A 12,425-nucleotide genomic window follows, 5' to 3' on the forward strand; every position below is an offset into this window, starting at 1 on the left:
GCCTGCGGCGCCCCCGCCCCGGCGGCAGTGGCGCGGTCGAGCTGATGCAAACTGCGGTCGATCTCGCACGTTCAGGCCAGACAGTCGGGCGGTCCCGCCGGAAGCCCATGTCCTGGATCGCGCTTGTCGCCATAATTGTCTCGCTGCTGTCGCTGCTGCCGCTGGCGTTCATCATCTGGATCGGCGTGCAGATCGGCTGGGACACTGCTTCGGCCCTGGTCTTCCGGCCGCGCGTCGGCGAACTTCTGGTCAACACCGTGCTTCTGGTGGCGCTCACCGTGCCGATCGCCACCGTGCTGTCGGTGACGCTGGCATGGCTGACCGAGCGCAGCGACCTGCCAGGCGCCCGCCTCTGGGCCTGGCTGTCGGTCGCGCCGCTTGCCATCCCCGCCTTCGTGCACTCCTATGCCTGGATTACCCTGGTCCCGGGACTGCATGGCCTGTGGGCCGGCGTGCTGGTGTCGGTCCTTGCCTATTTCCCATTCCTCTATTTGCCACTAGCGGCCGCATTGCGCCGGCTGGATCCCGCCCTGGAAGATGCGGCCGCAGCGCTTGGCCTCGGACCATGGCGCGTGTTTTGGCGCGTCGTGCTGCCGCAGCTCAGGCTCGCCATTTGCGGCGGTGCGCTGCTGGTTGGACTTCATCTGCTTGCCGAATATGGCCTCTATGTCTTCATCCGCTTCGACACTTTCACCACCGCGATCGTCGACCAGTTCCAGTCGACCTTCAACGGCCCCGCCGCCAACATGCTGGCCGGCGTCCTGGTGACATGCTGCTTCGTGCTGCTCGCTCTGGAGGTGCTGGTGCGCGGCGAAGAGCGCTATGCCCGCGTCGGCTCAGGCGCGGCGCGCCACCGGCAGCGCTCGAGGCTCGGGCGCGCCACGCTGGCTTGCCTGGCTCTGCCTGCCGTCACCACGCTGCTCGCCATCGGCGTGCCCTTCGTCACCATCGGCCGCTGGCTGGTCGCCGGCGGCGCCGATGTCTGGCGTTTGGACGAGATCGGCCTGGCGCTGGGCCAGACGCTGTTCCTGGCGCTGGCCGGCGCCTTGCTTGCGACCATCGCCGCCATGCCGATGGCCTGGATCTCGATCCGCGCGCCGGGACCGCTGCAGCGGCTGCTCGAAGGCTGCAACTACATTGTCGGTTCGCTGCCCGGCGTGGTCATCGCGCTGGCCTTGGTCACCATTACCGTGCGCATCGCCATGCCGCTCTACCAGACGCTGTTCACAATCCTCGTCGCCTATGCCCTGATGTTCCTGCCGCGCGCCTTGATCAGCCTCAGAGCCTCGATCGCACAGGCGCCGGTCGAGCTCGAACGCGCCGCCGCCAGCCTTGGCCGGCCGCCGCTGAAGGCGCTTTGGTCGACAACGATTCGCCTGTCGGCGCCGGGGGCTGCGGCCGGCATGGCGCTGGTCGCGCTCGGCATCATGAACGAGCTGACCGCCACCCAGATGCTGGCGCCCAACGGCACGCGCACGCTGGCCATGGCGTTCTGGTCCTATAGCGGCGAGATCGACTATGCCTCCGCCGCCCCTTACGCCTTCATCATGGTGGCGATGTCGCTGCCGCTGACCTGGCTGCTCTATGTCCAGTCGAAACGGATGGCCGGGCGATGAGCTTTCTCGAAATCAGTGGCCTCACCAAGCACTACGGCCCGGTCGCAGCCCTTGCCGGCATCGAGCTCAGCGCCGCAAGCGGCAGTCGCACCGCGATCGTCGGCCCGTCCGGCTGCGGCAAGACGACGTTGCTGCGGCTGATCGCCGGCTTCGAGGCGCCCGACCAGGGCCGCGTCGTGCTCGACGGCGAGGTGCTGGCCAATGGCGGCCATGCGGTGCCGGCGCACCGCCGCGGCATCGGCCTGGTGGCGCAGGACGGCGCCCTGTTCCCGCATCTCAGCATCGGCGACAATATCGGCTTTGGCATGGCCCGCGGCGAGGACCAGCGCGCCGAGCGCATCGCCGAGCTCGCCTATACCGTCGGGCTGGACAAGGCGATCCTCAAGCGCCGCCCGCACCAGCTCTCCGGCGGCCAGCAGCAGCGCGTGGCGCTGGCCCGCGCGATGGCGATGAAGCCCAGGCTGATGCTTCTCGACGAACCGTTCTCGGCGCTCGACACCGGTCTGCGCGCCTCGATGCGCAAGGCGGTCGCCGAACTACTCGAAGCCGCCGGCATCACCACCATCCTGGTCACCCACGACCAGGCCGAGGCGCTGTCCTTCGCCAGCCAGGTGGCGGTCATGCGCGACGGAAAGTTCTCTCAGATCGGCACACCGCGAGAACTCTATCTGCAGCCGAAAGACCGCATGGTTGCCGAGTTTCTTGGCGACGCCATCATCTTGCCGGCAAAGATTTCAGGCGGCTTCGCCACCTCCTCGCTTGGTCGCATAGCCGTCGACTCGAAGGAGCGGCGCGACATCGCCCGCATCATGCTGCGACCGGAGCAGGTGCAGGTAAAGCGCACGTCGCGCGAAGGCATGTCGGGTCCTGCGGGCACGATATTCGCCGAGGTGACGGACTCGGAATTCGCAGGCTCGATGTGCACCATTGCCGTGCGGCTGTTGAACAACCCCGATCCGCCGGACGCCGCGGCGATCGGCAGCACACCGCTGACCTTACGCAAGCCGGGAATCGACGCACCTGCCGTCGGCGAGATCGTGCGTCTGACAGTTTCCGGCAAGGCGCATGTCTTCGCCTGAACTGCCGATGCGTCGGATTGGCGCGAGCGGCTGCGTCAATCGACTCGTTTCCCAGCATTGTCGAACCAATGCAGCTTCTCGGCCCTGGCCACGACGCGCAGTTGATCGCCGGGTTTGGCCGTGGCGCGGCCGGCCACACGCACGACGATGCGGTTGCCGCCGGCGGCACAGTGAAGAAAGCTTTCGGCTCCCACAGGTTCGACCGCCTCGACCGCCGCAGGCAGAATAAGCGCGCCGGATGATGCCTCGGCACTGAAGGTGACGTCGGCATCCTCAGGGCGGAAGCCAAGCGTGGCGGCGTTCGTAGGCGCGAAGTCAACCGTCTTGCCGTCGGTCAGCGCCGGACCAGCCGGTCCTTGCGAAAGAGGCAGAAGGTTCATCGGCGGCGCTCCGATGAAGGAGGCGACGAAGGTCGATGCCGGCTTCTCGTAGATGTCGAGCGGCGCGCCCGTCTGCTCGACCAACCCGCCATTCATGACGACGAGAATATCGGCCAGCGTCATCGCCTCAAGCTGGTCGTGGGTGACGTAGACCGAGGTGACACCGAGCGAGCGCTGCAAATTCTTGATTTCGACCCGCATCTGGCCGCGCAGTTTGGCGTCGAGGTTGGAAAGCGGTTCGTCGAACAGGAAGACTTTTGGATTGCGCACGATTGCGCGACCCATGGCCACGCGCTGGCGCTGGCCGCCGGAAAGCTCGCGCGGGCGCCGGTCGAGCAGCGCCGTGAGCTCCAGCACCTTGGCGGTCGAGCGAACCCTGCTGTCGATCTCGTCCTTGGGAGTACCCCGGTTGCGCAACCCGTAGGCCATGTTGTCGTAGACCTTCATATGTGGATAGAGCGCATAGTTCTGGAACACCATGGCGATGTCGCGCTCGGTCGGACCGATCGTGTTGACGATCTTGCCGTCGATGGCGACGGTGCCGGAAGAAATGGTCTCAAGCCCGGCGATCATCCGCAGCAGCGTGGACTTGCCGCAGCCGGACGGCCCAACCAGCACGCAAAGCTCCTTGTCGGGAATGGCGATCGAGACACCCCTCACCGCCTCGACGCCGCCGGGATAGACTTTCTTCACATCCTTCAGATCGATGGTCGCCATCAGCTTCTCACTTTTCGGTATCGACCAGTCCGCGCACGAACCAGCGTTGCATCAGCACCACGATCAGGATCGGCGGCAGTATGGCCAGCATCGCGGTGACCATGACCAGATGCCATTGGGTATCGGCATCGGCGAAGGAGACCATCTTTCTAAGTGCGATGACGATGGTGTTCATGTCATTGCTGTTGGTGACGAGCAGCGGCCACAGGTACTGCGTCCAGCCATAAATGAAGAGGATGACGAACAGCGCCGCGATGTTGGTGCGCGACAGCGGCAGCATGATGTCGAAAAAGAATCGCCATGGTCCGGCGCCGTCGACACGCGCCGCTTCCACCAACTCACCTGGGATGGTCATGAAGAACTGGCGAAACAGAAGCGTGGCGGTGGCCGAGGCGATCAGCGGAATGATCAGGCCGGCATAGGTGTCGATCATGCCGAGATCGACCATCACCTTGTAGGTCGGCAGGATGCGCACCTCGACGGGAAGCATCAGCGTGATGAAGATCAGCCAGAAGAAGACCATCCGAAGCGGAAAACGGAAGAACACGATCGCATAGGCCGAAAGGATCGAGATGAAAATCTTCCCTACCGCGATGCCGAGCGCCATGATCGTGGTGTTGAGCAGCAATCGGCCGACACTGACGCCGCCGATGCGGCCGACACCGCCGAACAGCGCCTCGCTGTAATTGTTCCAGACCTGGTCGCCGGGCAAAAGAGGCAATGGCGGCTTGAGGATGGTCTGCAGCGTCTGCGTGGAGGCAACGAAGGTGTAGTAGATCGGGAAAGCGACGATCAGGATGCCCAGGATGAGCACGGCGTGGGCGATGAGGGCGCGAAGCGGGGACTGACCAATCATCGCTCGCGCTCAACCGTAGTGGACTTTGCGTTCCACATAGCGGAACTGGATGGCCGTGAGTGAGATGACGATGACCATCAGGATGACCGACTGCGCGGCCGAATCGCCGAGGATCAAATTGACGAAACCGTCATTGTAGACCTTGTAGACCAGCGTCTCGGTGGCCTTGCCTGGCCCGCCGCCGGTGACGGCATGAACGATACCGAAAGTGTCGAACAGCGCATAGACAGTGTTGACGACCAGCAGGAAGAAGGTCGTCGGTGCGAGCAGCGGGAAGACGATGGTCCAGAAGCGCTTCGTCTCCCCGGCGCCGTCCATGGCCGCCGCCTCTATCAACGTCTTCGGCACCGCCTGCAGCCCGGCGACGAAGAACAGGAAATTGTAGCTGATCTGCTTCCAGGCAGCCGCAGATACCAGCAGGATCATGGCTTGGTTTCCGTTAAGCAAGGGATCCCAGGCGATGCCGAGACCTCTCAAGGCGTAGGCCAGCGAACCGATCGAGGGGTTGAACAGAAACAGCCACAACATGCCGGCAATCGCCGGCGCCACCGCATACGGCCAGATCAGCAGCGTGCGATAAAGGCCTTTGCCGCGCACCACCTTCTCGGCCATGACGGCAAGCAACAGGGCCACACCCATGGCGACCATCGCGGTCGCCAGAGAGAACACCAGCGTAACTTTGATCGAGTTGAGGTAGGCCGGGTCGGCCAGCACCTTGCGAAAATTGGCGAGCCCGACGAACTTGCTCTTCAGCCCGAACGGGTCTTCCCTGAGCATCGACTGGTAGAGCGCCTGCCCGGTCGGCCAGTAGAAAAAGATCAGCGTAATGGCGAGTTGCGGCGCCACCAGCAGGTAAGGCAGGGTCTTGTTGGGAAAGACGACGCGTGGAGACAGGGTGATTCCCTCGCTATTCAGGAAATCGTCCACGCGGGTCCGCGTGGACGAGGTTCAACTGACAATCGCTTCAGTTTCCGATCGCTTCCTGAATCGCCTTGTTGCCGCGTGCGACCGCGTTGTCGAGCGCCTGCTGCGCAGTCTGCTGGCCGGCCAGCATCTTCTCGAACTCCTCATTCTCGATGTCGCGCACCTGCGGCAGGTTGACGAGGCGCACGCCCTTCGAGTTCTCGGTCGGCGCCTTGCCCAGCATCTGCAGGATCGGCGTCTCACGGCCCGGGTTCTTGTCATAGAAGCCGGACTTCTTGGTCGCCTCATAGGCAGCGAGCGTCACCGGCAGATAACCCGACTTCTGGTGCAGATACTCCTGCACTTCGGTCTTGGACAGGTAGGAGAAGAACGCCGCGACGCCCTTGTATTCCTCGTCCGATTTGTTGCCGAACACCCACAGGCTGGCGCCGCCCGGCGTGGTGTTCTGGGGCGCGCCCTTGGCGTCACTATCATAGGGAAGCTGGCCGATGCCGTAGTTCATGCCCGATTTGACGATGTCACCGAGACCCCCCGACGATTCGGTGAAGATGCCGCATTCTCCGGCAAGAAAGATCTGCTTGGCTTCGGATGTACGGCCGCCATATTTGAAGGTGCCGTCCTTGGCCAGGTCGGCGAGCGCCTGGAAATGATTGACGAAGATCGGCGCATTGATCTTGAGCTCGACGTCGGTTCCGGCAAGTCCGTTCTGGTTGGTGCCATAGGAAACGTCGTTCCAGGCGGCGAAGGCCTCAAGGTGGATCCAGGTCAACCACGTCGAGGTATAGCCGCAGGAAGCGGCGCCGCTCGCCTTGATCTTCTTGGCGGCTTCCCACACCTCGTTCCAGGTCTTTGGCGGATTGTTCACGTCAAGCCCGGCCTTCTGGAAGATATCCTTGTTGTAATAGAGGATGGGCGACGAGGAATTATAGGGGAAGGACAGCATGGTCCCGTCCGGCTTCGAATAGTAGCCGACGATGCCGGGCAAATACTGGCTCTTGTCGAAGGTCACGCCGGCGCTGGTCAGCACATCGGCCACCGGCTTGATCGCACCTTCGGCGGCCATCATGACGCCGGTACCCACGTCGAACACCTGGATGATGTCGGGCGCTTGCCCCGCACGAAAGGCAGCGATGCCGGCATTCAGCGTTTCGGGATAGGTGCCCTTGAAAACAGGGAGAATTTCATAGTCGCTCTGGCTGGCATTGAAATCCTTGGCGATCTTGTCGACCACCTCGGCATTGGCGCCGGTCATTGCATGCCACCAACTGATCTGGGTGGCGGCGAAGGCGGAGGTGGTGGAAAGCAGGGTCAAGGTGGCGGCAACACCGGCCGCAAAGCCGAACAACTTCATGTTTCATCTCCCGTTTGTCATTGGCGAAAGGGGCGCTCCCGCGAACGCAATATGTGTCGCTGATGACAATCGGACAACGGATTTGTTGCTGTTTCGTGAATTTCATACCCGGCTAACTTCGCGCCCCCTCGCCTTGCAACGAGGACAGAGAGAAATGCCAAGCCGGCTCAGCGATAGAATGGGGCATGGTGGGCCTGCAAGGATCGCCGACCGCCCAGCGATGCGTGAAGGGCCCGCGTGACAGCGCCACGCACCTGCACCGTGCGGCCGCCAAACCGGCGCTCGGCCAGATCGAGATCGGCCGAGCGGCATCGCGCCAGGCGCTGCTGTAACCGTGCGTCTGGAATGAGACAGGATCGCCGCAACGTACAACCCGAAAAACCCGCTGTAGTTGTAGTTCGCATAACCGATTCTTCGTCAAGCGTGGCATACTAATCAAGTGGACGGCTTGATTGCTGTGGGAGAGCAGGTGGGGCGAGATGCTGACGGTCTATAATTGTATCGTGCATGAGCACGATCTGAGACTGGTCGCACTGGCAGCGCTCATTTGCGGTATTTCTTCCTTCTCGGCGGTCAACCTGCTTCGCCATGTCGACCGCTCGAGCGAGCGCAACCGCTATACCTGGCTGATGATAGCAGCCACTTCCACCGGCTTCGGTATCTGGGCGACGCACTTCATCGCAATGCTTGCCTTTTCTCCCGGAATCCCCAACGCCTACAATACGGAAATGTCGGCGCTTTCGCTCGCCGGTTCCGTCGCCCTGACCGCCGCGGGCATGTGGATCGCCACCTTGCGCCGGGGCATCGACTACCCTCTGGTCGGCGGCGCGGTCCTCGGCGCTGGTATCGCCGCCATGCACTATATCGGCATGGCCGCCTTCGAGGTCGAAGGGCGCATCGTCTGGAACCCGCTGCTGGTCGGCGTCTCGGTGCTGGCAGGCGTCACCCTCGCCGCGCTGGCGCTGCTGGTCGTGTTGCGACGGCCGTCCATGCAGGCCACTATCGCCGCCGCCATCCTGTTGACGCTGGCGATCTGCAGCCTGCACTTCATCGCCATGGGCGCGGTGTCGATCTTCCCGGACTCCTCCATCGAGATATCGCAGTTCACGGTCGAACCGGTGTCGCAGGCCTTCGCCGCCGCTGCAGTCAGCATGGCTATCCTGGTGCTTTCAGCCGCAGCATTGTGGATCGACCTTCGCTTCCGGCGTCACAAGCTCGAGGCCGAGCGCATGCACGGCCTCGCCAACGCCGCCGTCGAGGGGCTGATCGTCTGCGACGACGCCCGCATCGTCAGCGCCAATGACAGCATCGCGGCACTCACCGGCATTGCGCCGGAAGTGCTGAACGCGATGCTGCTTGGCGACCTCTTCGGCGAACGCACCGCGGCCGGCATGTCCGACTGCAGCGGACAGGCACAGGAAGCCGAACTCAGAGCCCATGACGGCGCCACCATCCCCGTCGAACTTATCGCCAGAAGCATCGACTATTGCGGCAAGCGGCACAGCGTGGTCGCCGTGCGCGACATCCGCGAACGCAGGAAGGCCGAGCAGGAGATCCTGCGCCTCGCCCATTTCGACCCGTTGACCGGGCTCCCCAACCGCCGCAGTTTCTCCGGCCGGCTCGAGGCCGAAATTGCCGCAATGGATCGCGGCGGCAAGGGTGGGCATCTTGCGCTGCTGCTGCTCGACCTCGACCGCTTCAAGGAAGTGAACGACCTGTTCGGGCATGGCGCCGGCGATGCCATGCTGCAGAAGGTGGCGCTATGCGCCTCCGCCGTGCTCCGCCACGGACAGATGCTGGCGCGTCTCGGCGGCGACGAGTTCGCCATCATCGCTCCGAACCTTCCCGATCCGCAGGCGGCCGGCCGCATCGCCGAGGCGGTGCTGGCGGCCATGCGCGAGGAAAACCGGCTGTCGGTCGGTGGCGGGCTGGTGTCGGCCAGCATCGGCATTGCACTTTATCCGCTCGACGCCGATGAGCCGACACTCCTGGTCAGCCACGCCGACACCGCGCTCTACCGCGCCAAGGCCGAGGGCAAGGACACTTACCGTTACTTCGAGGCCTCGATGGGCGCCGAGGCGCGAGACCGGCGCGTGATGGAGCACGAACTGCGCCAGGCCATGGCGCGCGATGAGTTTCGCCTCGTCTACCAGCCACAAAAGGAGATCAGCAGCGGGCGGATGGTTGGGTTCGAAGCGCTGATCCGCTGGCGCCATCCGCAGCGCGGCGACGTGTCGCCGGCGACCTTCATCCCGGTGGCCGAAGACAGCGGCGTCATCATCCAGATCGGCGAATGGGTGCTGGCGACGGCCTGCGCCGAGGCAGCGCGCTGGAAGAACCCTCTCACCGTCGCGGTCAATGTCTCGGCGGTGCAGCTCCACAATCCGAATTTCAGCCGCAAGGTGCATGAAGTCCTGCTCGGCTCCGGCCTGACGCCCGGCAGGCTCGAACTCGAGATCACCGAAACGGCGCTGGTCAAGGACATGCCGCGCGCGCTGGCGACCTTGCGCCAGGTGAAGGCGCTTGGCGTGCGTGTGGCGATGGACGATTTCGGCACCGGCTACTCCTCGCTGTCCAATCTCCGCGCCTTCCCCTTCGACAAGATCAAGATCGACGGCTCATTCATCAAATCAGTCGACAGCAACGGCCAGGTGGCAGCCATCGTGCGCGCCGTTCTGGGGCTTGGCCGCGGTCTCGGCCTGCCGGTTCTGGCCGAGGGCGTCGAGACGCTGGGCGAGCTGAAATTCCTCGACGCCGAGGCCTGCGAGATCGGCCAGGGCTACTACCTAGGCCGGCCGAGCCCGATCGAGGCGTTCAGCGAACTGACCGGCGTCGCGGCGCCGGCGGCACAAGAGGACGCCAGCGTCAAACAACGCGGCGGCAGCATCTTGATGCTGCCGCCGGCGGCGGCCCTGCGCTCAGCCTAGAGCAATTTCAGGAAAAGCTTGAAACGGTTTTCCGTCCGAAATTGCGTCGAAACAAAAAAGTTAGCGCGGGTAGCCGTTTCGACGAAACGGTGAACCGCTCTAAGGGGCGAGTGCGGCCTCAACCAGGTGCTTGGCATCCGGTCCCGACCATTCGGCCGGTCCGTTCATATGCGCGATCAGGCAGCCTTCGCCATCGATCAGCATGGTGACGGGGAGGCCTAGCGCCAAGCCGCGCGTCTTGACGTCGTTGAACAGCGCCAGCGTCGAATCGCGGTAGTAGCCGAGCGACCCGATGCCGATATCGGCGAGGAACTTCTTCGGCTTCACATCGTCGCCGGCATCGACATTGACCGCGACCACTTCGAAGGCATCGCTGCCCTTTTCCTTCTGCAAGGCGTCGAGCGCCGGCATTTCGGCGCGGCAGGGCGCGCACCACGTTGCCCACAAATTGAGCAGCACGGTCTTGCCGGCATGATCGGCGATCGTCATCGGCTTGCCGTCGGGACCGTTGAAGGCGAGACTTTTCAGCGATTGCGGCGGATCGGCGGGCAGCAATGCCGCCACCTGGCCGGTGGCCGCGGCGGCAACCTTTTTGGCGCGGTCGCTCTTGGCGGCGCAGGCGACATCGTTCTTGCTGTTGCCCGCGCCGGCCGCAGGTGCGCTGCCGGTGGCTGCGTTGTTGCCAGACCCGCTCTCGCTGACATATACCGCGACCGCGCCGGCCAGCACGCCCGCCAGCAAAGCGGCGAGGATCAGGCGCGGGGCCGGGAAGTATCTGTTACCGTCTGCCATTTTCTAAGACTGCTCCGGAGCACGGGTTATAGCGATGAGCGACAAGAAGGCCAGCAACCAGATGTGGGGCGGACGTTTTGCCTCGGGTCCGGCCGCGATCATGGAAGCGATCAACGCGTCGATTTCGTTCGACCGCAAACTCTATGCCCAAGACATAAGAGGTTCGATCGCCCACAGCGAGATGTTGGCTGAAACGGGCATTATTTCGGCGGCCGATCAAGAAAAAATCGCTCACGGGCTGAACACGATCCTAAAAGAGATCGAGGCCGGCACGTTCGAGTTCTCGACCCGGCTGGAAGACATCCATATGAATATCGAGGCCCGCCTTGCCGACCTGATCGGCCCGGCCGCCGGCCGCCTGCACACCGCCCGCTCGCGCAACGACCAGGTGGCGGTGGATCTCCGGCTCTGGGTCAAGGACGAATGTTTCCGCGTCGCCGAGGCGCTGAAGGGGCTGATCTCAGCCTTGCTCGAGCGCGCCGAGGAGCATGCGGCAACCGTGATGCCGGGCTTCACCCACATGCAGGCGGCGCAGCCGGTGACCTTCGGCCACCACTGCATGGCCTATGTCGAGATGTTTTCGCGCGACCTGTCGCGCGTCCGCGACGCCATCGAGCGGATGGATGAAAGCCCGCTCGGCGCGGCAGCGCTTGCCGGCACCAGTTTTCCGATCGATCGCCACAAGACCGCCAAGGCGCTCGGCTTCCGCGAGCCGATGCGCAATTCGCTGGACAGCGTCTCCGACCGCGATTTCGCGCTGGAGTTTTTGAGCCTGGTGGCGATCTCCGCCACGCATCTGTCGCGGCTCGCCGAAGAAATCATCATCTGGTCGACGCCGCAATTCGGCTTTGTCAGACTGTCGGACAGTTTCTCCACCGGCTCCTCAATCATGCCGCAGAAGAAGAACCCGGACGCCGCCGAACTGGTGCGCGGCAAGACCGGCCGCGTCACCGGCCATCTCGTCGGGCTGCTGACGGTGATGAAGGGCATGCCGCTGACCTACGGCAAGGACATGCAGGAAGACAAGGAATCGGTCTTCGACGCCGCCGAGACCCTCGATCTGATGCTGGCGGCGATGACCGGCATGGTGCGCGACATGACGGTCAATGCCGCCGCCATGAAGAAGGCCGCCGGCTCGGGCCACGCGACCGCGACCGACCTCGCCGACTGGCTGGTGCGAACGCTGGGCCTGCCCTTCCGTGAGGCACACCATGTCACCGGCGGCGCAGTGGCGTTGGCCGAAGAGAAGAAGGTGAGCCTTGAAAAGCTGTCGCTGGAGGATCTGCAGTCGATCAACCCCGGCATCACGGCAGACATCTTCTCGGTTCTGGCGGTGCAGAATTCGGTGAAGAGCCGCACCAGTTTCGGCGGCACGGCGCCGTCGGAGGTCAGGAAGCAGATCCGCAGCTGGAAAAAGCGCATCGCCAAGGCATGATGCCGGGGTGCAATGCGCCTAAAACTCGGTTAAAAGCGCAGCATATAAAGTTTCGGACGGATGGATCGATGACCGCAAGCAGGATTTTGGTGACGCTGACGCTGCTGACGGCGATGGCTGCCGTGACCGCTTGCGGCCGTAAGGCCGGTCTCGACACGCCCTATGAAGCGGCCGTCCAGGCCCGCAAGGACGCCGAGCGCGCCAAACAGCCGGTGCCGCCGGAGCCGGAAAAACCGGTCGTGGACAAGAAATTCATCCTCGACCCGCTGATCTAGGGCCGATGAGACCGGCTTGGTCTTTCTGACCAGGTCTCGTGCTAACCAGGTCTCGTGCTCCAACTTCCGGAAA

Annotated in this window: 11 protein-coding genes; 6 read left to right on the forward strand and 5 right to left on the reverse strand. The window is 63.7% G+C overall.

The genetic code is table 11. The features are described from left to right. Positions 1-44: 44 nt before the first annotated feature. Together NKK52_RS21305 and NKK52_RS21310 are read left to right on the forward strand one after the other, a co-directional pair. Positions 45-1,616, forward strand: a complete 1,572-nt coding sequence (locus tag NKK52_RS21305) for an ABC transporter permease (RefSeq protein ID WP_023685328.1) — start codon at positions 45-47, stop codon at positions 1,614-1,616. Next, the gene (locus NKK52_RS21310) at positions 1,613-2,695 is read left to right on the forward strand and encodes an ABC transporter ATP-binding protein (protein ID WP_023686694.1); all 1,083 of its coding nucleotides are present in this window, start codon (positions 1,613-1,615) and stop codon (positions 2,693-2,695) included. Before NKK52_RS21305 ends, NKK52_RS21310 begins: the two co-directional genes overlap by 4 nt. Before the next feature lie 35 nt (positions 2,696-2,730). Here the strand turns inward: NKK52_RS21310 and NKK52_RS21315 are convergent, their stop codons facing one another. The 4 genes from NKK52_RS21315 to ugpB all read right to left on the reverse strand — a co-directional run bounded on the left by NKK52_RS21315 (position 2,731) and on the right by ugpB (position 6,923). Continuing rightward, entirely contained in the window at positions 2,731-3,792 is a 1,062-nt protein-coding gene (locus tag NKK52_RS21315; RefSeq protein WP_023673333.1) for a sn-glycerol-3-phosphate import ATP-binding protein UgpC, read from the reverse strand. 7 nt (positions 3,793-3,799) lie between these two features. Then, positions 3,800-4,648 carry a sn-glycerol-3-phosphate ABC transporter permease UgpE gene (ugpE, locus tag NKK52_RS21320; RefSeq protein ID WP_023685329.1) on the reverse strand — a complete coding sequence of 283 codons (849 nt, stop codon included), beginning with the start codon at positions 4,646-4,648 and terminating at the stop codon, positions 3,800-3,802. A 9-nt stretch (positions 4,649-4,657) separates the two neighbouring features. After that, positions 4,658-5,542, reverse strand: a complete 885-nt coding sequence (ugpA, locus tag NKK52_RS21325; RefSeq protein WP_023685330.1) for a sn-glycerol-3-phosphate ABC transporter permease UgpA — start codon at positions 5,540-5,542, stop codon at positions 4,658-4,660. 70 nt (positions 5,543-5,612) lie between these two features. Then, entirely contained in the window at positions 5,613-6,923 is a 1,311-nt protein-coding gene (ugpB, locus tag NKK52_RS21330; protein ID WP_023685331.1) for a sn-glycerol-3-phosphate ABC transporter substrate-binding protein UgpB, read from the reverse strand. A gap of 185 nt (positions 6,924-7,108) precedes the next feature. Here ugpB and NKK52_RS21335 point away from each other — a divergent pair, with 185 nt between their 5' ends. After that, positions 7,109-7,255: a hypothetical protein gene (locus tag NKK52_RS21335; protein WP_023685332.1), complete on the forward strand. Its 147-nt coding sequence runs from the start codon at positions 7,109-7,111 to the stop codon at positions 7,253-7,255. A gap of 147 nt (positions 7,256-7,402) precedes the next feature. Continuing rightward, complete coding sequence (locus tag NKK52_RS21340; RefSeq protein WP_023685333.1) at positions 7,403-9,850, forward strand: bifunctional diguanylate cyclase/phosphodiesterase; 2,448 nt, start codon at positions 7,403-7,405, stop codon at positions 9,848-9,850. A 99-nt stretch (positions 9,851-9,949) separates the two neighbouring features. On the opposite strand, the gene tlpA is transcribed toward NKK52_RS21340, so the two are convergent. Beyond that, positions 9,950-10,642 carry a thiol:disulfide interchange protein TlpA gene (tlpA, locus tag NKK52_RS21345; protein ID WP_023685334.1) on the reverse strand — a complete coding sequence of 231 codons (693 nt, stop codon included), beginning with the start codon at positions 10,640-10,642 and terminating at the stop codon, positions 9,950-9,952. Positions 10,643-10,676: 34 nt separating this feature from the next. Between tlpA and argH the strand changes: the two genes are divergently transcribed. Together argH and NKK52_RS21355 are read left to right on the forward strand one after the other, a co-directional pair. Further along, positions 10,677-12,077: an argininosuccinate lyase gene (argH, locus tag NKK52_RS21350; protein WP_023685335.1), complete on the forward strand. Its 1,401-nt coding sequence runs from the start codon at positions 10,677-10,679 to the stop codon at positions 12,075-12,077. Positions 12,078-12,145: 68 nt separating this feature from the next. Next, positions 12,146-12,352: a hypothetical protein gene (locus NKK52_RS21355; protein ID WP_023673325.1), complete on the forward strand. Its 207-nt coding sequence runs from the start codon at positions 12,146-12,148 to the stop codon at positions 12,350-12,352. The last annotated feature ends 73 nt before the right edge of the window (positions 12,353-12,425 follow it).

Source organism: Mesorhizobium sp. C277A, assembly GCF_040324395.1.
GTDB lineage: Bacteria > Pseudomonadota > Alphaproteobacteria > Rhizobiales > Rhizobiaceae > Mesorhizobium.

Coding starts and splice junctions, on each gene's coding strand:
- NKK52_RS21315 (WP_023673333.1), bottom strand. CDS start 3,792: ATGGCGACCATCGATCTGAAGGATGTGAAGAAAGTCTATCCCGGCGGC.
- NKK52_RS21310 (WP_023686694.1), top strand. CDS start 1,613: ATGAGCTTTCTCGAAATCAGTGGCCTCACCAAGCACTACGGCCCGGTC.
- NKK52_RS21305 (WP_023685328.1), top strand. CDS start 45: ATGCAAACTGCGGTCGATCTCGCACGTTCAGGCCAGACAGTCGGGCGG.
- NKK52_RS21340 (WP_023685333.1), top strand. CDS start 7,403: ATGCTGACGGTCTATAATTGTATCGTGCATGAGCACGATCTGAGACTG.
- ugpB (WP_023685331.1), bottom strand. CDS start 6,923: ATGAAGTTGTTCGGCTTTGCGGCCGGTGTTGCCGCCACCTTGACCCTG.
- NKK52_RS21355 (WP_023673325.1), top strand. CDS start 12,146: ATGACCGCAAGCAGGATTTTGGTGACGCTGACGCTGCTGACGGCGATG.
- NKK52_RS21335 (WP_023685332.1), top strand. CDS start 7,109: ATGGTGGGCCTGCAAGGATCGCCGACCGCCCAGCGATGCGTGAAGGGC.
- ugpE (WP_023685329.1), bottom strand. CDS start 4,648: ATGATTGGTCAGTCCCCGCTTCGCGCCCTCATCGCCCACGCCGTGCTC.
- argH (WP_023685335.1), top strand. CDS start 10,677: ATGAGCGACAAGAAGGCCAGCAACCAGATGTGGGGCGGACGTTTTGCC.
- tlpA (WP_023685334.1), bottom strand. CDS start 10,642: ATGGCAGACGGTAACAGATACTTCCCGGCCCCGCGCCTGATCCTCGCC.